The sequence below is a fragment of the Aliiglaciecola sp. 2_MG-2023 genome, assembly GCF_030548145.1.
In the GTDB taxonomy this organism is placed as follows: Bacteria; Pseudomonadota; Gammaproteobacteria; order Enterobacterales; family Alteromonadaceae; genus Aliiglaciecola; species Aliiglaciecola lipolytica_A.
The window spans coordinates 95,172-115,573 of record NZ_JAUORY010000015.1 but is presented as its reverse complement, the minus strand read 5'-3'; the positions used below and the strand labels follow the sequence as shown (position 1 = coordinate 115,573).

General features: G+C 42.7%; 17 protein-coding genes. 2 read left to right on the top strand and 15 right to left on the bottom strand.

Annotated features, from left to right (window positions below):
- Window positions 1-297: 297 nt before the first annotated feature.
- The 15 genes from Q4567_RS15115 to Q4567_RS15045 form a co-directional block, all read right to left on the bottom strand.
- Entirely contained in the window at window positions 298-1,302 is a 1,005-nt protein-coding gene (locus Q4567_RS15115) for an AgmX/PglI C-terminal domain-containing protein (RefSeq protein WP_216047533.1), read from the bottom strand.
- On the bottom strand, window positions 1,299-1,829 hold the full coding sequence (locus Q4567_RS15110; RefSeq protein WP_303500927.1) for a biopolymer transporter ExbD: 531 nt from the start codon (window positions 1,827-1,829) through the stop codon (window positions 1,299-1,301). The genes Q4567_RS15115 and Q4567_RS15110 overlap by 4 nt, the downstream gene beginning before the upstream one ends.
- A 13-nt stretch (window positions 1,830-1,842) precedes the next feature.
- Window positions 1,843-2,382 carry a biopolymer transporter ExbD gene (locus tag Q4567_RS15105; RefSeq protein WP_216047535.1) on the bottom strand — a complete coding sequence of 180 codons (540 nt, stop codon included), beginning with the start codon at window positions 2,380-2,382 and terminating at the stop codon, window positions 1,843-1,845.
- A 6-nt stretch (window positions 2,383-2,388) separates the two neighbouring features.
- Window positions 2,389-3,042, bottom strand: coding sequence for a MotA/TolQ/ExbB proton channel family protein (locus tag Q4567_RS15100; protein WP_216047536.1), 654 nt, complete (start codon window positions 3,040-3,042; stop codon window positions 2,389-2,391).
- 123 nt (window positions 3,043-3,165) lie between these two features.
- On the bottom strand, window positions 3,166-3,510 hold the full coding sequence (locus tag Q4567_RS15095; protein WP_216047537.1) for a hypothetical protein: 345 nt from the start codon (window positions 3,508-3,510) through the stop codon (window positions 3,166-3,168).
- The gene (locus Q4567_RS15090; protein WP_216047538.1) at window positions 3,507-4,322 is read right to left on the bottom strand and encodes a M48 family metallopeptidase; all 816 of its coding nucleotides are present in this window, start codon (window positions 4,320-4,322) and stop codon (window positions 3,507-3,509) included. The genes Q4567_RS15095 and Q4567_RS15090 overlap by 4 nt, the downstream gene beginning before the upstream one ends.
- The gene (locus Q4567_RS15085; RefSeq protein WP_303500925.1) at window positions 4,309-7,254 is read right to left on the bottom strand and encodes a tetratricopeptide repeat protein; all 2,946 of its coding nucleotides are present in this window, start codon (window positions 7,252-7,254) and stop codon (window positions 4,309-4,311) included. The genes Q4567_RS15090 and Q4567_RS15085 overlap by 14 nt, the downstream gene beginning before the upstream one ends.
- Window positions 7,251-9,170, bottom strand: a complete 1,920-nt coding sequence (locus tag Q4567_RS15080; protein WP_303500924.1) for a hypothetical protein — start codon at window positions 9,168-9,170, stop codon at window positions 7,251-7,253. The genes Q4567_RS15085 and Q4567_RS15080 overlap by 4 nt, the downstream gene beginning before the upstream one ends.
- Before the next feature lie 51 nt (window positions 9,171-9,221).
- On the bottom strand, window positions 9,222-9,758 hold the full coding sequence (locus tag Q4567_RS15075; RefSeq protein ID WP_252728914.1) for a hypothetical protein: 537 nt from the start codon (window positions 9,756-9,758) through the stop codon (window positions 9,222-9,224).
- An 8-nt stretch (window positions 9,759-9,766) separates the two neighbouring features.
- On the bottom strand, window positions 9,767-10,909 hold the full coding sequence (locus Q4567_RS15070) for a DUF3570 domain-containing protein (RefSeq protein WP_216047541.1): 1,143 nt from the start codon (window positions 10,907-10,909) through the stop codon (window positions 9,767-9,769).
- A 13-nt stretch (window positions 10,910-10,922) separates the two neighbouring features.
- A complete protein-coding gene (locus tag Q4567_RS15065; protein ID WP_252728931.1) occupies window positions 10,923-11,141 on the bottom strand; it encodes a DUF4266 domain-containing protein in 219 nt (72 codons plus the stop codon).
- 83 nt (window positions 11,142-11,224) lie between these two features.
- Window positions 11,225-11,737, bottom strand: a complete 513-nt coding sequence (locus Q4567_RS15060; RefSeq protein ID WP_216047543.1) for a TlpA disulfide reductase family protein — start codon at window positions 11,735-11,737, stop codon at window positions 11,225-11,227.
- A gap of 37 nt (window positions 11,738-11,774) precedes the next feature.
- Complete coding sequence (locus Q4567_RS15055; RefSeq protein WP_216047544.1) at window positions 11,775-12,419, bottom strand: outer membrane beta-barrel domain-containing protein; 645 nt, start codon at window positions 12,417-12,419, stop codon at window positions 11,775-11,777.
- Window positions 12,389-13,129, bottom strand: a complete 741-nt coding sequence (locus Q4567_RS15050) for an SH3 domain-containing protein (RefSeq protein WP_252728916.1) — start codon at window positions 13,127-13,129, stop codon at window positions 12,389-12,391. The genes Q4567_RS15055 and Q4567_RS15050 overlap by 31 nt, the downstream gene beginning before the upstream one ends.
- 12 nt (window positions 13,130-13,141) lie before the next feature.
- The gene (locus Q4567_RS15045; RefSeq protein ID WP_303500922.1) at window positions 13,142-15,874 is read right to left on the bottom strand and encodes a hypothetical protein; all 2,733 of its coding nucleotides are present in this window, start codon (window positions 15,872-15,874) and stop codon (window positions 13,142-13,144) included.
- 903 nt (window positions 15,875-16,777) lie between these two features.
- On the opposite strand from Q4567_RS15045, the gene Q4567_RS15040 reads away from it, so the two are divergent.
- Window positions 16,778-17,929, top strand: a complete 1,152-nt coding sequence (locus tag Q4567_RS15040; RefSeq protein WP_303500920.1) for a hypothetical protein — start codon at window positions 16,778-16,780, stop codon at window positions 17,927-17,929.
- 2 nt (window positions 17,930-17,931) lie between these two features.
- A complete protein-coding gene (locus tag Q4567_RS15035; RefSeq protein ID WP_216047547.1) occupies window positions 17,932-20,400 on the top strand; it encodes a LamG domain-containing protein in 2,469 nt (822 codons plus the stop codon).
- The last annotated feature ends 2 nt before the right edge of the window (window positions 20,401-20,402 follow it).

The following is a 20,402-nucleotide window of genomic DNA, read 5'->3' as shown; positions in this document are numbered from 1 at the left end:
CATTAGTAGCACGGTATTTATGCCGTGAATTGGTTGAATTGTTTACCGCGAACTAAAGCCCGTGCTACAGACATTAGCAGCACGGCATTTATGCCGTGGATTGGTTGAATTGGTCACCGCGGGCGAAAACCCGTGCTACAGACATTAGTAGCACGGTATTTATACCGTGATTTGTTTGAATCGTATACGCCACGGGCAAAAGCCCATGCTACAGGACATTAGTAGCACGGCATTTATGCCGTGGATAGGTTGAATTGTTTACCGCGAGCTAAAGCCCGTGCTGCAGGATATTGAGAATTAAAATGGGAAAAAGTCTAAGGAGTAATCCAAAATCGTAGCGGTTACTTGATCAGCACCAAAGTTCATCAATCGAATCCGATTAAGTAACTTTTCTTCCAACTCTGGAAAGTCCAATTCACTAGATACCAGTTTTACTTTGGTCACAGAACCATCAGGGGCGATTTCGAGGTTAACCGTAATTTTTCCCTGTAAACTGGGATCATCTCTTAAAGCTCGACGATAAATGGTGTACAAGGCACCTTTGTTGACATCAAAACCTTTACGAATCGATTCAATATCTCGACTGCCTAGCACAGTATCTTCGGTGACTAGCTCTTTAGCAGCAAGAGACGCTAAACCTTCATTGGGGGCATCAAATTCTGTGGTTTTACGGCCAGCTAATTGGCCTCTTGCTCCCACGTCAGTTGATAAATCGCTGGTGTTTAAACCGCCACTTTTATCTGCCACTTTTTTGCCCACAAAAGCACGTTGCTGTTCATTAGTTTTGCCTGCACCTTTGATCATTTCGGTATCCGCCAAATTATTTATATTGGCTTGCTCACGCATACTGTTCAAATCATCGGTAAATTGTAGCAAACCGCTTTGACTGGCTTTTTCCCTAGCTTGGTTGGCTAATTCTGCGTCAGTTGGTTTTTTCACCTCGACTTTAGGTTGCGGTTTTTCTTTCGGTTTTTCTGCCTTTTTTTCTGGCTTTGGTGGCTTGGGCGGTTCTTTTGGCTGCTCTTTTTTAACCTCAGGAATCTCTTCCGGAATGGGTTTAGGCGGCTCTATAGGTTTAGGTGGTTCAACTTTTTGAGCCTCGATAATTCTAGTCAACTGGGGCGGAACCCGCTCCTTTTCTTCTCGGGTTTGCTCTGGTAACTGCTGCAATTTAACGATTAGGGCCAGCATAAAGGTAATCGCTAAAACCCCAATGGTTAATTTGCTGAAAAATTTGTTTTCCTGCTCACTAGAAGACCAGGGCAACTGGCTTCTAAACTGATAATGACTTAGGGAACTCATTTATCCCCCTCAGCTGGTAGATGTTGCGCTACCGCAAGAGATATATTGGTATAGCCCGCTTGCGCGCAAGTTTGCATTATTTTTTTAAGTAAACTGTAAGGAATAGCCTGATCACCCATTATGGTAATCGCTCGAGCAATCTCATTTGGATCTTGTTCTTCACTGCTGTCAACCGCAATAATTTTTGTGCGACTTTTTTGATAGGTTAGCTCTTTTTCGAGTGCAGGAATGATCTCATCAGATTGTGACATCACCTGAGCAACGTCAGCCATTTTTTGACCTTGCAGTAAAATATGCTGGGCATTTACCAGCAAAACTAAGGTTTCTTGGGCTGCCGTATCGGCTGTAGATTCTGGCAATTTAACACTTTTATCAGTTTGTAAAACCTGCACATCTGATGCATTAAACATTAAGAAAAATACCAGAATCGTAAAAATATCCATTAACGATACCAAACTTAGTTTGGACGTTTGTGCCATGCGCTTGTGATGTCTCTCCATGCGAGAGGCGCGTACTGATTTTTTCATCGCTAATCCTCTGCTATGGGGTTTGGTTCGATTGGTTAGAAACGTCTTCTAGTGGCGCATCACCCAATGAAATTTGTGGAAACAATTCAGCTTGAACCACAGATGCCACTACGACGTCTTCATATGAACGGGTGGTATCCATTAATGCCACTATGACCTGATAAGGTATGTCATGTTCTAGCAACAATGTGGCTTGGTTCTTTTCCAATTCTTGATTTTTGAGCGTTTGTTTAATTTGTTTTAACACATATTGCAGCGCTTCATAATCATACTCTTGATCCAAGTTTGGAATCGATTTAACTAAATATCCTTGGGGATAAAAAACTTCGAGACCAGAGTGACGCACGATAATTTCCAACTGTTTGTCTTCTTCATCCAAATCAGTTTGCTCTGAGGCTTCACCAAGTTCTGGTAACGTCAGTTCTAAAACGGTGATTCGAGAAAACACCATCATCATCAGTAACACAGGCACTAAAACTATCATCAAATTCATAAATGAAGTGATATCTAATTCCGCATCCTGCTTTTGCAGACGTTTTTTTCTGCCCAACATATGGAATTAATCCGTGTTACGTGAACGGGTAGAAATTGCCTGGCGTCCCATCAAGGTGTTTAAACACTTCACCCCAGCCATTTCCATACTATCAATAATCTCAGTGGTTTTAGTTTGCAATATAGAATGACAAGCCAACAGCGGAATAGCCGCTATCAAGCCAAATGCAGTTGTATTCATGGCCACAGAGATACTTTGTGAAAGTAAGCTAGCCTTTTCTGATGGATCGGCAGTTGCAACGGCTGAGAACGCAGCGATAAGACCAATAATAGTCCCTAACAAGCCTAACAAAGTAGATATATTCGCCAATGTAGCTAGGTAAGCTGTGCGCTTCTCTAAACGCGGCGTCGTCTCCATCAAGCCCTCTTCCATGGCGTATTCAATATCTTCACGGCGTTGGCTCAACGACATTCTGGCGATACCGGCGCCAATGATGCGACTGATGGGCGCTTTATTCGTTTTGCCAAAATTCAAAATGCCTTCATAGTTGGCAGATTCCAACATAGGTTCGATTAACTTGAATGCTTTTTGATTGGTTTTTTTCGCCTTGCTTAAAAACACGTAGCGCTCAATTGCGATAGCGACTCCTAATGCCAGAACCACAGCAATGGGAAACATAAAGGAACCACCTTCTTGAAAGAAGCGAACTATAATATCCATAAAATTACCTTAATTTTGCAATACCGACAGTCTACGCATTACTGTCTGTTTTTAGCGTATGTGATTATCCACACAGTTAATCATTTTAATAACTTACTACTCGGCTGTTAGCCAGTTATTGTTTTATTTTTTACCCGTAGCGCGTTCAAAGTGTTCCACTTTGCGGGTGAACTCTTCACGATCTAACGGCATAAAGTCTTGTTCTATTCGTTTTACAAAAGGGCTCGGTAGGGATGCCTTATCTCGCGGAGGTTGCCAAGGCACAATTGATAACACTCTTGGCTGTTCCCTATTACCTCGAATTGTATCTTGGATCAGTATTTTTCCGTTTACCTCAGTGACTATTTGATTGGATTTTGTCTCGTCTTGATTAGTATCTAAGGGTTGCTGCTCAGATTGCGCAAACACACTAACAGAACTGAACAAAGTAATGAATGAGAAGCTTAACATTTTGGGTCTAATTTTCATTTGTTAACTCCATTTTGAGATTTTGCAATCTGCCGCTGTAAATCAGCTATCCAGCCCCTAACTTGTCGTTTAGGCTTGTCCTGTAACCCTTGATAAAGCTCGTAGTTTTCAAGTGCTAGTTGCTTTTTACCCAGATACAAATCATACAATATTCCCAAGTTTAAATAGGCATTGTCATAAGCAGGATAACTGCTAATAGCATATTGATAATGCTGTTCAGCTAGCTCAAACTCGCCCATTTCTCGGAATACTTTGGCTAAACGATTATGCGCAAAATAATTATGTTGGTTCAAGCCAAGGGCCGTTTCATAATCCGCCTTAGCAGCAACTAAATAGGCTTTTTTTTGTTCTTCGTGGTTATTCTCGGTGTCTGCAAATTGTTGCATTTTCAGATCACCTAACTGTACCCAAGGACCGGATAATGTGGGTTCTTGGCTAATCAATTTTTGCAATAACTGGTTGGCCTGTTTGAGGTTTCCCGCCTGCTTCGCGGCAAGGGCTTGGTCAAATTGGTATTTAACTGACGCTTTTACCGCAGTAGAGCCTGACAAATATAAATTTGGTTGGGATTTTAATGCTAAAATCTTGACCTGCATGGGATCCAAAGGGGCAACTTCTGGGGTTATAGCATTGCTATTAGTTTGTTGCTCACTCAACGTTTCCTGAGACGCAGATTCAGAGGTCGATGGCGAGCTAAAAAGACTGTCCATACTGGCACAACCAGGTAACAACACAATCAAGCCCAATAGTGCATAAAAACAGCCAACAGAATGCCAAAATTTGTTCGTTACCTGCGCGTTAGAAAATCGCATTGGTGGCCTCCGATAACTGTTCTTGTTTGTTATAACGGCCAGGTAACAGTTTACGCAACGCATCGAAGCTTTCCTTCACCCAGCGATCGTATACCCCTTGCCAAGTGCGCTGAATATTCGCTTCATGGATACCAATAGCCTGCTCTTCAAACGGATAGGCTTGTTCTTCAAGAAGAATATTATATTGCTCCAATTCCAACTCAGACAAGCCTTTAGGTCGCTCAGAGTCCATTAGGTCCCGGGCTAACTGTCCATATATTTCACCAATTTTAAAATTAGCCACTGTACTAAATTCAGCGATTTTGTATTCCAGTGTTGCATTTAAAGAATCGAGCGCTTTATCTAATACTTGGCGTTTTTTAGTTAAACTCTTGTTCAAGGGCAAGGATAACTTGACGCGGTTGAACGCCTGTACGTCATCCTCAGCAAAGACCATAGAAGCCATTGCTGCAAGATAGCGTGAACGGTCTGTGCGGGCTTCACTCGCTTGCCCATCACCTTGAATTAGCTTTTTGAGCCAAAATCGTCGTTTCGCCTGTTCGTTGCTTTGCGCATAAAACTCACTCATTTGAAAACGTGCTTCAGTGACTTGGTTAAATGGCAGCGGATAACGATGAGCATAGGTGCGATAACTATCAAGTGCAGCATCCCGTTGCTCGGCCTTGAGATAATATTGGGCAGCAATATACAGAGCTTCGCGACCTTCTTCTGAATCTGGATTGGCTTGCCACAATTGTTTCAATTCGTTAGCGGCAGGCAACCAGTTTTGGTTTTGTTGATAGGCAAATATCAGTTTATCTTGTATGTTTTCAGCCAACGAATGGGCTGCAAAACGTACTCTGAAGTCTTCTAACAACCCTATTGCTTCTGGCCACTGCTTCAATTCCATCAAATAGGTTGCCGCATCATATTGTGCGTTAACACGTGCGCTACTGGTAGGAGCCTTGGCAATGACTCTCAAAAAGTCTTCGATTGCTAAGGCGACATATTGTTTTGCGAGATTCCCTTCCGCCTGTTTATAAATACTGGCGGCCAATCGTTCAAGCATGTCCTTATAAAGAGGGTCATCTTGGTTTAATTCAGCCAAAATTTGTTCGTAACTCAATTCAGCTCGTTGATATTGTTGCAGCGCAAACTCACTATGGGCAATCACTAATTGACCGGCCATTTTTCGTTCCTCACTGACCTCTGGCTGCCAAGACAAAACAACTTCTGCGCTTTTGATTGCTGGTAAATAACGTTGTAAATCAAATAGCTGCTGCATGGTGTCATACTGCACATCCACGGCTCTAGGATCATCACTAAATCGACTGACAAATTGTTGTTGGCTAGCAAGTTGTTCATCCTGCCAGTGTTGTTGCGCGGCAACATCAGTCAAGGTTTCTCGTAGAGCCCTAAATGATAAAATCGCCGCATAACCTGCTTCTGCAGCTCTGGGTTCATTAAGATATTCATAAGCATATCTTTCATAGGCGGTGATGGCTTGTTGATAATTTTGAGCTTCAAATAAGCTTTCTGCCAAATTGAAGGTAATTTGCGGAGTTAAGTCATCGTGAGGAAAGGTTTCAATAAACTCGCGGTACAAACTAGCCGCCTGAGCGTAAGCAATTTGTGCTTTTTGACGATTGTCATCTACCTTATCTAACTGCTCTTCCGTTGGTTGATTGGCGGCCTTGCTTAACAATTGCGCTTTACTATGTTCGTACTGCGCAAGTTCTTGAATATAAGCTTTCAAGAAAGGTTTTACTTCTTCTTGAATCAGTTGTCCCCAATCTTGCCAAAATGGTCCGTTAATACCGTATTGGTCAACAAAATCTTGTTTGGCCGGTAATACGAATGTTGGGAATTTACCAATAATGTATGCATCAATTTGTTTTACCGCAAACACCGGCGCTTGATTATGCTCTGGATGAACGTCAGTAAAACCTCGATACACTAAAGCACTATCTCTAAAGCGATCTTCGTTTAAAAATTGTTGGCCTAAACGGTCGTAAACTAAATTTTCGTAATGGCGTTCGCCTACTTGCTGATAGAAAGCTTTAATACTTTGCTCAGCGCCTTGATATGAAAACAGCAGCGCCATGATACGAATACTATCGTTGACTAGCCGCTTTTCTCCAACCGGCAACTTTTCTAATTGCTGTTCAGCATTCAATTGTCTCAACATCTGAAAATCTATCACGCTATTGGGTAATTTTTGATCCAGTAGTTGAGTAAAGGCCAATAACGCGTCTTGATAAAGTTCGACTTTAAAATAGCTCCAGCCCAACATATAGGCTGCGGTCATGAAGTAGTCAGTATAAGGGCCTTGCTCGAGCACGGTCTGATAAGCCTGAATAGCCGCACTGTAATCTTTATTGTTGAATAGAATTTCACCGCGTCTGAACTGCAATTCAGCTAAATAAAGGGTGTGAGGGTATATACTTAAAAGCCTATCTATTACTTGCAAACTCTGCTGCGACTCACCTTGCAAATCATGGGCCTTGGCTAATTGATAAAGAACCTCTGCATTTTCCTTTTGTTCAGGATGACGTTCCAAAATTGATTGATATTGGGCAATTGCAAGGTCATAAACCCCCCTATCCATGGGAGCGGAACCAACCTCTTGCTGTTGCTCAGCGAGCAATACTTCTAAATCCGCCAGACGATATTGTACGATTTTTATGGTTTCTTGATCCTCGACGATATCCAGTAAACTCACGTACGCATCGCGCAATGTCTTTAGTCCCTGATCGGGCAAGGGGTCATGATTCAAAGTCACAGGCTCAAAGTAGAATTCGCCCAGCGTTTTACGTTTTTCCACAGAATTGACCGCTGGTGGTTCGTCAAACATGCCTGCACACGCGAGCAAATAAAAAGTACTGATAAGCAAGACTAACGAACGAAGCGTACGGACTGAAAATAGTCGTGAAAAATAAACAGGTTGGCTCATTGTTTTGCCCCCTGTTTGTCAGCTTCGGCTTTTCTATAGGCTTTATCGTTAAGTCTTACTACGGCTAACTGGGCCTGTAACTCATAACTTTCCAATTGCGCAATTTGTTGGTTTATTTGTTCCACAAATAACAAATTTAAACTTGCCAACTGTTGGCTTTGTATAGATTGATTGCGTCGCTGCTGCACCTCAAGATTTTCTTGTAGTTGTGCGATCCGTTGTCGCTGCGCAGGGTATTCAGGTGTCTGATTTAGTCGAGCGATGAGTTGTGCTTGCTGTTGTGCGGTTTGCGCAATCAATTCATCCAATTCATTTAACAATTTCTGTGCTTGCCAACGTCTTTTAGAGTAAGACTCAGAAGCATTCCAAATCATTATTCCTTCTAACCGTTTTAGACGGTCTGCATAGAGAGGTTTCAAAGGTTTTTTATTCAACGTTAACCAAGCATCACTAACATCTTTATGTCGTTGCTGAGCGCGTTCAAGTCGTGCTTGCCAACCCAGCTCTTGCTGCTCGGCTAATATTTTGGGCTCAGTTGAAGATTGTACTAACTTCGCCTGCAGCGAATCTCGTAACATTTGGTATTGTTGCAATTTAGACAATAAATCGTTTTGTTTAAGGGCCTGCTGTCGTGACTGCGCTTCTTGTTGACGCTCATCCAACATTAGACTGAATGTATCAAGCTGCTGTTGCCAGCGTTCAAACCGCGCTTGCAGAGTTAAACTCTCTTCCAGCCAAGCTATTTTATTCCGAAATGCGCTACTGAGCATTATCGATGATAAATGGGCAGGTATTTGCAGTGACCAATCCTTGGTCTTCGCCAATTGAATAAAATATTGGTCGTCAATTTCCTGTTGATGGGCACGTAAAAAATCTTTTTCTAGGGCAAAGCGTTTTAATCCTCGCTGTAAATTATCCAATGCTTGAGTCGGTGCAAATGCCTGTTCAAACGCATAGGCTGAAGCCAAATACGATTCCATTACATATTCGTTGCTGCGCGGTTGTTGTTGTAAACGTTGCCAAGCCGATAAAGCGATTTGATATTCTTCTCTTTGCGCGGCAGCCCAACCATAACCAAGTAATGCTGAGTCAGAATCTAAACTATCAAGTCGAACTCGATTAAAGGCGTCTAATGCATTTAATGCTTGCTGATTTTTAAGATGGGCATAGCCAATTGTTAGATTAGCTCGGTCTCGCAGTGCATCGGTTTCAGTTTGGTCGACTACGGTTAACGGTGACCACCATCCACCTAGCAAGTCGTCCAAAAAACTGCTATCGGATAAGCCAATTTGTTCTAAGGTTTCAATCCCTTGCACATACTGATTAGATTGAAGTTGATGCAAACCTTGATTATAAATCACGTATTGGCGAAAAACCGAATCATCAGATAATTCATTTAACCAATAGCTGTTGTCCCGAGCCACAGTAATAGATTGGCTGGTCTGCCAATTGAACAGCTGACTTTGCATGTATAACCATTGGTCTTTGTCTTGTGTTTGTAGATATTGGTCAGCATTATCTATATTGATCTTATTCAAAATAGTCGATGCAGCTTGGTATTGCTGCTTTTCAAACAATGATTTACCTAACAAAAACCAAGCTTGAGTTTGTGTCTCCAAGGTTGCGGCTTTAGTCAATAACTGATTAAAAATCTCAGCCGCTTGGTCATCTAGGCCATAAGCTAAGCTAATGCCACCTTTGAGTAGCTGCGGATCGACTCCTGGCTGGGTAATTTTTGATAACGAGTCGGGACAGGCTTGTTGGAGTATCTCAAATTGGGTTAAGGCTTGATAGAAGTCGTGTTGGAAGTAGAAATACAAAATTTCTTGATATGCTTTATCGACTAAGACGGTGTCACATTTTTGTGCCGACAAAACCGGTCCACTGAGCATCAGCCAGGCGAACACTGACAACATTGAATTTCGTAGGATTAAAAACTTTTTAACCATTGAACAAAATTCCAATCACTAAAGTTCTACCACTGTAAACTCAGGTTGCTGCTTCCCAGTTTGGTCATTAATATTGAGCTCCAACGCTTTGGCATCGGAGTCTTTAGTGAAGGTTAAGCTAGTCGCTCTTTTAAATTCACGCCCTTGTGGACCTAAGCCAATAAAAAACGCACTAATCTGATGTTTCCCTTGTGCTAAATTGCCAATATGTAAGCGTTGCGCACCACCACGGTAGAGCGCATCGACTTGACGGTCTGTGTAGAGGTATTCGGTTACGACTTTGTCGTCAATTTTCAATTCCACCGCATCTAACTTGAAGTAAGTACCTACATCCACGGAAAGGTACACCACAAGTTGAGTGCTTGATGGGAAAAGCAAATCTTCCTCAAGTACAAACAAATCTCGATTAAGCGCAATCACTTCTTTTCTTAATTGTTGTAATTGCTTTGCAACCGTCTGTTGTTCAGTGACATCTGATTGCTGCGCATTGCTTTGAAATACAATCGAGAACAATAAAGTAGTCAGCATAAAAGTGCGTAAAGTCATCAGTTTCATCTCGTTCCCTAATACCAAAACGACACATATAAGCGTGTCACATTGGCAGAAAATTCAAATAAAGGTTCTTCACCAACAGGTGCATCGGCCAAAACATTTCTAAAGTCATCATACTGGAAGCGCAGATGGTCTAATTCGTAATTTATCGTACCTTTTTTTACCCAAGAACTCTGAGAAAATCGGTATTCATAGCTGACACTCAAACCAACAGAGGTATTTTTAAATGAGCTCATTTCCTTGTCACGGGCACGAAAATTAAATTCAGCGCTGCGAGCAAATAAATCTTGATAAAAATCAGCATTACCTTGTTGATATTGCCTAACCCGTAAATCCAAAATCCAATTGTCACCAAAGGTATGGATATAACCAATTTTGTAACTATTGGCATCTATTCCCCAAGTATCTGAAAAGACTCTCGCTTCACCATAAATGCTGGCTCGATAAGGTAAATAGTAATTCAGATTGATTGCGGCGGCGTTACTGGTACGGGTATTTGGATAAACTTCCGTTTCGAAACGATATCCCCGATCGGCGGTCGGATCAACATAACGCACTGCACGATAGGGATTATTTAAGTAACCTTCGTCTGAAATGTTTTCGAAGTTGATACCAACAATCATATTTTTTGTGAGTACTTGGGTTATACCGAATTGAAATTGTTGACGTTCAGCTTCTTCAAGAAAATTGTCATCACCGCGTTTGCCCACTTCATCCCAACCTTTTGAATAACCCATGCTTAAAGTGGTTAAGTCGCCGAAAAAATCTTGAGAAATACCAAAATGCACCGACCGAGCTTCAAAATCGTTTTCGGAACTGCTGGTAAAGTTAAGATTCATTAAGGTTTTATTGTGAAGGAAATCAACCCCCACGCTATGTTCAGTGCGCTCTTCTTCGTAAGGACTGGCTGTGGCTAATACATCGATGGATGCGCCGGAAATCATGTCTACATAGTAGTTTGCTGAAACCGACACTTTATTACCGATTTGTTTGCGCACCAACACCGATGGGCCATCAATGGACATACCATCGCCTTCATAGGAGTGATACATCACATCAGCACGTTCTTGCGGTAAAACTGCTGCGTAACTGGTACTAGAAACCATCAACAACAATGGCATTAGGATGTAAATAACAAGCTTGGGGTTGTTCATATTAGTGTTCACCCTAGTTGCACCCACAACCACCACCAGCACCGCCTTCCGCACCACGAGCACCTTCGCGCGCTTGGAACGCATGCATTGTATAACTAAAAGATACAGGATTGCGATTTGCACTCATAATTGGGTCAGCCAAATTGTCGCGTTCATAGGGCTTCACCCATGGCTCAATGGAAGTTGCACAGCCGCTGACAAACAGCACGCTGGTGAAAATCAAGCCACCCATACTGTATCGAAGCAGTTGTTTTTTCATCATCAATCCTTGTGTATTTTATTTTTTAAAATCTAGCCAATTATAAAAGTAAGTGCTTACTCTCGAAGTAGCGCTTTAACGACCTTCTCATACTTAGCTTCGTCACCGCTTTTATAACCGTAATGGGTTAAACGTTTATTACCATCACGGTCGATTATCACAGTCGTTGGCATTGCTCTTACATCATAAAGCTTGCTCACTTGATCCTGATTATCGAACAAGACCGGAAAGCTAACGGGAATGTCATTGAGCAAGTTATTCGCTTTTTCAGGGTACTCATCAACATTCACGGCTAAAACGGTAAAACCAAGATCTTCATATTCTTTTTGCATAGCATCAAAATGCGGTAACTCTTCACGGCAAGGAGCACACCAAGAAGCCCAAAAATTGACTATGACCACATTGCCCTGCTGCTCTTCAAGTCGCAAATTTTCACCGCTATTACTTTTCAAGGTGAAATCTGGCGCTGATTGCAACTCGGCAGCTCCTGCGGTAAAGGCTGTTAGTATGGTTAAAGACATCACAGCGATAAACAATAAAACAAAGTTAGATAAGGGTTTTGAATTCATGACAATACTCCGTCAAATATTCTGTTATTTATTAGGCTCAAAAGAAAAACGTGGCACCGAGTCCATACTCGATGTTGTGCGTTGTTTTTTCTTCGCCAATGATTTCACTATTAAAAATGTGGTCTTTTAGCCCCACATGTACTGCAAAATAGTCAGTTAATAACAACCGATACCCTGCTCCTACACTGACGGTGAAACGATTATCGCCGCCGAATTCTGTACTACCTGCGCCTAGCGTAAAATAAGTGGCAGAGTTGAACACCCAATCACGGCTTAAAAACACTTCGCCATTGAGGTTATAACCCAGTGACAGGTCGTAATAACTATATTCTCGTTCGTCTTCAGTTAAGAAAGGCGCGCCGCCACTTAATAACTCAAAACTCGTTTCGCCTGCTGTTGCTTGACCATAACTAGCCTCCACAAAAAAATCTTCATTAATGTGGTAAGTTAATCGTGCTCCAACTAATGAGCTAGATGAAAAGTCTTCGATGCTAATCACCCCAGCGAATAAGCCAATTTCGAAATCTTCAGTATCAATATTCGACTCATTTATATCTCTGCGTTTTAGATCAGGCTCAATCACGTTTTGTACCGCAGCTCGATCATCTGCCTGCGCATAAGCAAAATTGCCTGTACTAATTAAAATGACCCCTAGAAAAAAACTGCAAATCCGAGTTTCCACTCTTCAAGCTCCTCATTTTCATCACGCTCAGTCAGCGCAAGTAAGTTTTGATATTCGAATTTCACGACAAAATTCTGCGCTAGGTAATACCGCACCCCAATCCCACCAACCAATAAATCGTTGGTTCGAGTTTCTTCACCTGATTGCACTAAATTAGCTGTAGGCTTGGTTTTAATTTGTCCAAAACCAAGGCGGAAATACGGCGATAAGCGCCACTCTGGAAACGTTGTGTGGGTCACACTTAACAACCCAAATTGGTTTTCAGAAAAGTCACCCAATGCTTGGCTATAACTCAGTTCTGCGGCAATATTCTCGGTGACGACCCAAGCACCAAAAATACTTAACGACGGCACACCTTCTAGTGAGCCACCGCTGGCGCCCAATTCAAAATCACGTTGTTGATAGCTACTAAAACTGCCATCTTCTATCTGTACAGGCTCACCCTGACTGCTCACAGTAAGCTTGAGTTCATCTAACGACACCCAACCTTCTTTGCCTTTTTGAGTGCGTACCTTAAACCAACTAGTGCGACGTTTAAGAATACTGATCCATTCGCCTTTTTCAGCTACGTGAAAAATTGGATAACCTACAGCGGGTCCTGTGCGCATATCGATATAAGGCTCAACAATTTGCACTTCAGGCAACTGTTCTTCGGCATGCGCCGTATTTATTATTAACATTAACCCGATAAGGGCGATCCACTTTGCCATACTTTCCATCAACTAATCTGCCGGAGCTGCAAAGGGATTATTATAGTATTGAGCGCCAATATCCAGCCATTCAGCGATTAGTTTCAGTTCAGATTTAGTTAACCATCCCTGATGACTGCCACCATCCTCGAAGAGCGTGAAGAAGGCTGCGCTGCTGCGAGCTCCATTAGTGCTTAGAGTATTGGCCACAGTTACCGTTCGATAGATTGGAATTGGGTTGCCCTCAGCATCAAGAATTAGTTCTCCATCTTCATCTAGTTCATAAACGGGGTCACCATTGGCATCAAACACCTGTACTAGGCGATCAACAATGGCGCCTTCATTTAATTCTTGCTCAACATCGGCAAACATCAGTTCACGATAGCTAGTGAGATAATCTGGGTTGTCGGTAGAAACCGAACCACTCAAATCTAATTGAGCAACAGGCACTCGAGGCATTTCAGCTTCATCTGTTGGCGAATGACAGCTCACACAGGTGTTATCTTCGACTACCGTGACACCATCATCAGCAAACACCTCACGTGTTACCTCAAAAATGGGATGGATAGATTCGGGATAATTGATTTGAATCCGACACAGGTTTGTCCAATTTGTCGCGCAGGCTGCAGTAATTGGCAACGGTGAGGATAAGTCGGCGTAGGAATAAGTAAATGATTCCGCTGGCGTGGTTATCGCAGGATCAGTCCAGATATCAACAAATTCTAAGTCAGGTTGTGGATAATCGGCACCATTAATCCGGGCTGCAGTTTGCGCCATGGTTTCACCCAAGTCCGCAAATAACGCTGGATTAGTATTCGGGAAAGGAACGCCTGTGGAAGTCGCGCCAAAATTTATGGATTCGGCTTCAGCACTCAAACGACCGTGGGGCAGTGTGCTTTGTTGTGTATGGCAACCGTTACAAGTTTTGACCTCACCTGGAGCAAACTGTAACCAGTTTTGGTGGCGCGCTCCCACCCGCTTGCCATCAATATCGACCAAACTAAGCGCCAGTGGTAAATTTGCCGGTACTTCAAACATGGTTGAACCGTCAGGTTGAACAGGGACATAACCGATAATTTCACGCATCAATTGACTGCGACTGCGACCAAATGCGGAATTACTAAAATCTTTCACCTCGTCATCGGGAATCGAAACCGATTTGACTACCCTTAAAAACTGCACTGGACGCTGTAATACCGGTGTTTGAGTAGGATCGGCCATCGCCGCGATTCCCTGTGCAGAAGAATCCACACCGGCAAAATCGTAGACACTACGAATATGCACTTTTGCTAGATTTTCATCAGCCAAGGCTTGTTCATATTCATCCGCTATTTGTGCATTGCCAGGAAAAGCACGCTCTTCCATCGCCAGCGCTTCGGTATACATTTCACCTTCAACAGGCACACCAATAGGAAGCTGGGTATTTTCATTGCCGTCATACATCCAAAGACCGAACAACAGCGGCGCTTCATGAATATCTGGGTTTTCAAGATGGCTATCGTCACAGGGTAAAATTTTACGTTCAACTACTTCACCCTCAGCAATTTCTTGCTCTGGATCATAAACGCGACATTGACTCCAGCTAAAAATAACTCGTCCACTGCCATCCCACAGTGGATAAACTGATGCAAATCGGCCACCCAACGAAAGGCTGCCATCAATAACAATATTATCAAAAAGGGCTGGGGTTTGTGCCGGTCCAGATAAACCTGTTTGCGAAGCGATGCTTTGGTTGTTGTCGATGTAATTCATGTAATCGATACTGACAAAATCACCACCAATAGTGTCACTATCAAACGGACGGATCGCACTTAATATGCTGCCATCTTGTAATTCTCTGACTTTTACAAACTGCAAACTTTGGGTTGTGCGCTCACTAGCATGACTATGACGGCCATACAGAATCTCGAGACCGGAGCCATCGCTGTTCATTTGATAAAGATTGATGCTGTTATTATTGCCAGCCTGATCCCAACGGCTAAACAAAATTTTACCACTCGTTAGTACAACCGGATCCAAATCATGACTTTGATTGAAAGATATTTGCTGAATGTTGGAGCCATCACTCTCCATCACATGAATCACTGACGCATATTCATCTAAGCCTTCGTCTAAACCAAGATACTGAGGTTTGCCTTCATCTAATAATATTGCCTGATTCCCTGCTTGACGGGTTGAGCTAAATACAATTCGACCATCGGGCAAATAGGTAGGCCCGGTATCTTGCCCTTCTTCGGCTTGAATATCAGAGCTGATCACCCGACGCAATTGGTCAGAAATACGGTTATATTCCCAAATATTCCAAGTTGGTTGTTGATCATCATCTAGCCCTTCAATTTCCGGCGCGCGCATAGCAAACACTAATCGTTCAGAGTCATAAGACACATCCACATCTTTCACGTCGTAACCAGCTAAGGGATTTTGTTCTGTAGCTTGTTCGATTTGTTCTGCAGTGAAAAAAGCGCGGTCCGTTATGTTAGTTTCCACTGCACTGGCGGACGCACGGGGCTTAATATATAAAGCCGCTCCGGGCAAAAATTCAAAAGGTTGTCTTAAGTCGTCAGTGATTAACACGCCATCTTCATCTAAAGGTAACGGGCGTTTGACATAAGCTATAGGTACATCAATAACCACGGGATCGGGCTCTTGAGATGACGAAATTAACTGATTTTCCCCGCCACAACTCACTAATAAAACGCAGATAACTACACAAAGTGCAGTGTTGCGAATCAATTCTGTTGCTGTGCGGCTAAAAATACGTGACATAAATATCGCTGAACCTTCATTTGTTGGAAACTAACTGTTTCGCAACTGGATTAGAGTGTTAACTATTTACTCAAGCTCTGTGGAGCTCAAAAGTATTAATTATCCATCGTAAGCATAAAACTTTAAACTGTCTCTGCTTCACGACAACTCGCCGATACCAGTTAATACATCCTTCGTTCAATTTAATTTGAACCACAATTCAACGGTATTCTATGGGCTAAAGTGTTTCATTAAGTGATTAACAAAACAATTTAAGGATTGATGCATAGTGATAGTTTTTAATACCTTAATTGAATCCACTGGGCGAATAAAACAGCGATAAAAAACGAATAAAAACGCTATGCAGCGCTAACGCTATAATGAGTGTAGCGGATTCAACACGCCATCAAACTCGTCATCAATATGCAGTATCTTACTGTTTTTCTGTTATTTTTTCATAGCACTATGTTGATAAAGTAAATACTTTTAATATTTTGTGTAGTGCTATAAAGACTAATTTATTGCTTTTACTGCCACTGGAGTCTAAACAATAGTCTCAAATGCCGGTAATCACTGGGCTGGCCTAAAAACTGCTACTTAGCTTAAGATCAACAACTTAGGTTCAAGATGTGAAGTTGAGCAACTGAATTCGTAAGGTTATTTAGGAGTGGACCATCTGAAAAACAACCTCATAATTTGTTGAGCTTGTTTAATCCAAAAGTAATTTGGGTATTAAAATTAACACCCAATAGTAGACTGTCATATTTACCCTTGCTGGCAAATTCGACTATTTTTAGATGTATCGTATTGAGGAGCGCCAGCTTGGAAACAGCAATATCAGAAAAGGGAGAGTATAGATTCCTCCTGCAAAAACTAACTAGACACTTTTTTGGTTGGGCTTCATTATCCCTTATGTGCTTCAGCATGAGTGTTTTTGCTGGCCCCACCGAACAAGCTCAGCGCATGCACAATCGCCTAACGGGCGTGCCAGCGACCTCTAATACTCTCGAACAGATGAGCAGTTTGATTGAGCTAGGAAAAAATTCAGAGGCCGCCTATTTAGCCATGGATAATTCGGCTTTTTACAATGTTACCCTGAAAAACTGGGTGACCCCTTGGACGAATGAAGAAGCTGACGTTTTTGCACCTTTGAATGACTACACGGCAACCGTTATAGGCATGGCTAGGGATGATGTAGATTTTCGTTTGTTATTAAGCGGTAATATTCTTTACGTCGGCGACAATACACTCGATATTCCTGCATACGGCATAGATAACAACGCCCATTATCAGGCATTAGAGGATCAAGAGATTGACCTCAAAGACGGTCTAGTTGCTACAACACAAACCGCGGTCACAGGATTACCAGAAGGTGCTACCGCAGGGGTGTTAACCACCAGGGCTGCGGCAAAATCATTCTTCAAAGACGGGACGAATCGGGCCATGTTCCGATTTACCCTGATCAATCATTTATGCACAGATTTGGAAGGCGTGAAAGACACCAGCCGCGTGCCTGATCGCATTCGACAGGATGTGAGTCGAAGCCCCGGTGGTGATAGCCGAATATTTTTAAATTCCTGTATTGGCTGTCACTCTGGAATGGATCCCTTAGCGCAGGCATTTGCGTATTATGAATATAACTACGATAGCGAAACCGACCCTGACGGTTTAAACGGCAGCTTAAGTTACAACACAGAGGGTCAAGTAGATCCAGAAACCGGTTCAAGAGTCACCGCTAAACACCAAATCAATGGCAATAACTTCCCCTATGGATTTATGATTCAAGATGACAAATGGGACAACTATTGGCGAGCAGGTTTAAATAAAAACTTGGGTTGGGATGCGAGTCTTCCAGGTAGGGGATACGGTGCTAAAAGCATGGGCCAAGAACTTGCCCACAGCGCACAATTTTCTCAATGTCAGGTTAAAAAAGTCTTTCAAAATGTATGCTTGCGCGCACCACAAGACAGTGAAGATTGGGCACAAGTAGATGCAATGGTGGATAACTTCGAAGGAAGTGGATATCAGATTAAACGGGTATTTGCCGATGCCGCTAACTACTGTAAAGGGAGCTAAATATGAGGTTATTATTTCCCTCCCGAATACAACAACTTGGATTGACTGCGTTACTAACCCTATTGCTCAGTGCTTGTGGTGGCAGCGCAGCAAAAGTTGAACAAAACCCGACTCCACCGCTAGTTTCTCAACCCGGCGAGACTTATTCAGGGCCACCAGCAAATACTGACGATGTGCAGCGCTACAAACTTAATTTATGGGACAATATTAGTAGCGCAGAGCGCTGCGGTGCTTGTCACGTTGAAAGTGGTCAATCACCGGAATTTGTTAGAGCGGATGATATTAACCTTGCCTATTCCGCCACTAACCCGTTGGTTAATTTAGACGAGCCAGAAACCTCAACCTTGGTCACTAAAGTTGCCGGTGGTCACAATTGTTGGTTGGCAAGTCCGTCTGCCTGTGCAGATATTATGACTACTTGGATAGCGAATTGGGCCGATAATGATGTCAGTGCGAATAAGATTCAACTAGAAGCACCCGCTCAGAAATCTCCAGGAGCAAATAAAAACTTTCCTGAAGACAGTGCCTTATTTGCAGCAACAGTGCACCCATTATTAGAAACCTACTGTGCCAGTTGTCACACCAATTCAGCAACGATTCCTATATCACCTTATTTTGCATCTAGCGATATAGACGAAGCTTACCAAGCCTCGAAAGCCAGAATCAGTTTAGATACTCCTGAGTCTTCGCGTTTTGTCGGCCGACTCAGAGATGAGTTCCATAACTGCTGGAGTAACTGTAGCAGTGATGCCAGTGAGTTAAGTGCGGCTATCCAAGCCATGGCTGATGGCATAGATATAACCGAACTAGCCCCCGAATTAGTAAATAGCCAAGCCCTAACGTTATTCGAAGGTACCTTAGCCACAGGTGGTGGACGATTCGAAAATGACCTAATTGCCAAGTGGGAATTTAAAACCGGCACAGGAACGACGGCTTTTGACACCAGTGGCGTGGAACCGGCGATTGATTTAACCCTCAGTGGCGATGTTTCATGGATTGGCGGATGGGGGCTACAAATGGTAAATGGCAAAGCCCAAGGAAGCACTGCTAGTAGCAAAAAGTTGCACACTCTGCTGACCGCCACAGGTGAAATGTCAATTGAAGCTTGGGTCGTTCCTGCGAACGTAACCCAAGAAGGTCCAGCCCGCATAATCAGTTATTCAGGTGGCTCTCAAACACGTAACTTCACCCTTGGTCAGACTTTATACAATTATGATTATTTACTTAGAACAAGTAATACTGACGCCAATGGTGAAACTGCATTATCCACAGCTGATGCTGACGAATTACTGCAATCTAGTTTGCAACATGTGGTGATTACATATGATCAAATAAATGGTCGCCAAATCTACGTAAATGGCATGCACTCCGGCGTGACAGATAATGTAGAAGTAGGTAATTTTAACGAATGGAACGACACCTATGCCTTTGTTTTAGGTAACGAAGTATCCAGTGATATTCCATGGGCGGGTTCAATACGCATGGTAGCTGTGCACAATCGAACCTTAACATCAGAACAAATTGCGCAAAATTTCGCAGCCGGTATCGGACAAAAGTTTTTCCTCTTATTTAACGTTACTCAGCACACAGGCATAGCACAAAGTTATGTGGTACTCGAAGTTAGTCAATTTGATAGTTACAGTTATTTATTTGCAGAACCGTTTTTCATTAGCTTGGATGACAATGCGACTATTTCAACGGTTCCTATACAAGGTATGCGTATTGGTATTAACGGACGTGAAGCGACTACAGGTCAGGTTTTCCAGAATTTAGATGTGACAATCACCGATGGCGATTACATCACGGGTGAAGGTCAAGCCCTGTCTTCTCTAGGGACCACAGTGGCAATTGAAAAAAGCCCTGAAGCTGATGAGTTTTTCCTGACTTTCGAGCAACTTGGCAGTGCCACAAATGTAGTAATAGAAGCCGATCCGCCTGCAGCGGCATTACCTGCAGATTTAGAGCCTCAATCTGATATAGGCGTGCGTAACTTTGCTGAAATCAATGCCAGCATGTCAGTGGTAACGGGCGTGCCGACAAGTAACGCCGCAGTAAAAGCATCCTTTGAAAAGCTCAAACAGCAGCTTCCTAGCGTCACAAATATTGATAGCTACTTGGCATCAAACCAAATGGCAGTGACACAAATGGCAATTAAGTACTGTGATCAATTAGTCGAAAATAGCAGTTTACGGGCAAGCTATTTTAGCGGTTTTGATTTCACTCAACCTGCAAATACAGCCTTTATCGAGCAAGATCGCAACCTTATTCTAACGCCATTATTAGACAAAACAATTGGTAACAACATTGCTACCCAGCCGCAAAGAGATGAGGTGAGCAACGAATTAAATAATTTAATCGACACTCTTTCCGATTGCAGTGGCGATAAAGTATGTAACGCCACTTACACCCAAACTATTGTAAAAGCGACATGTGCCGCCACCATTGGTAGCGCAGCGATACTCATTCAATAAGC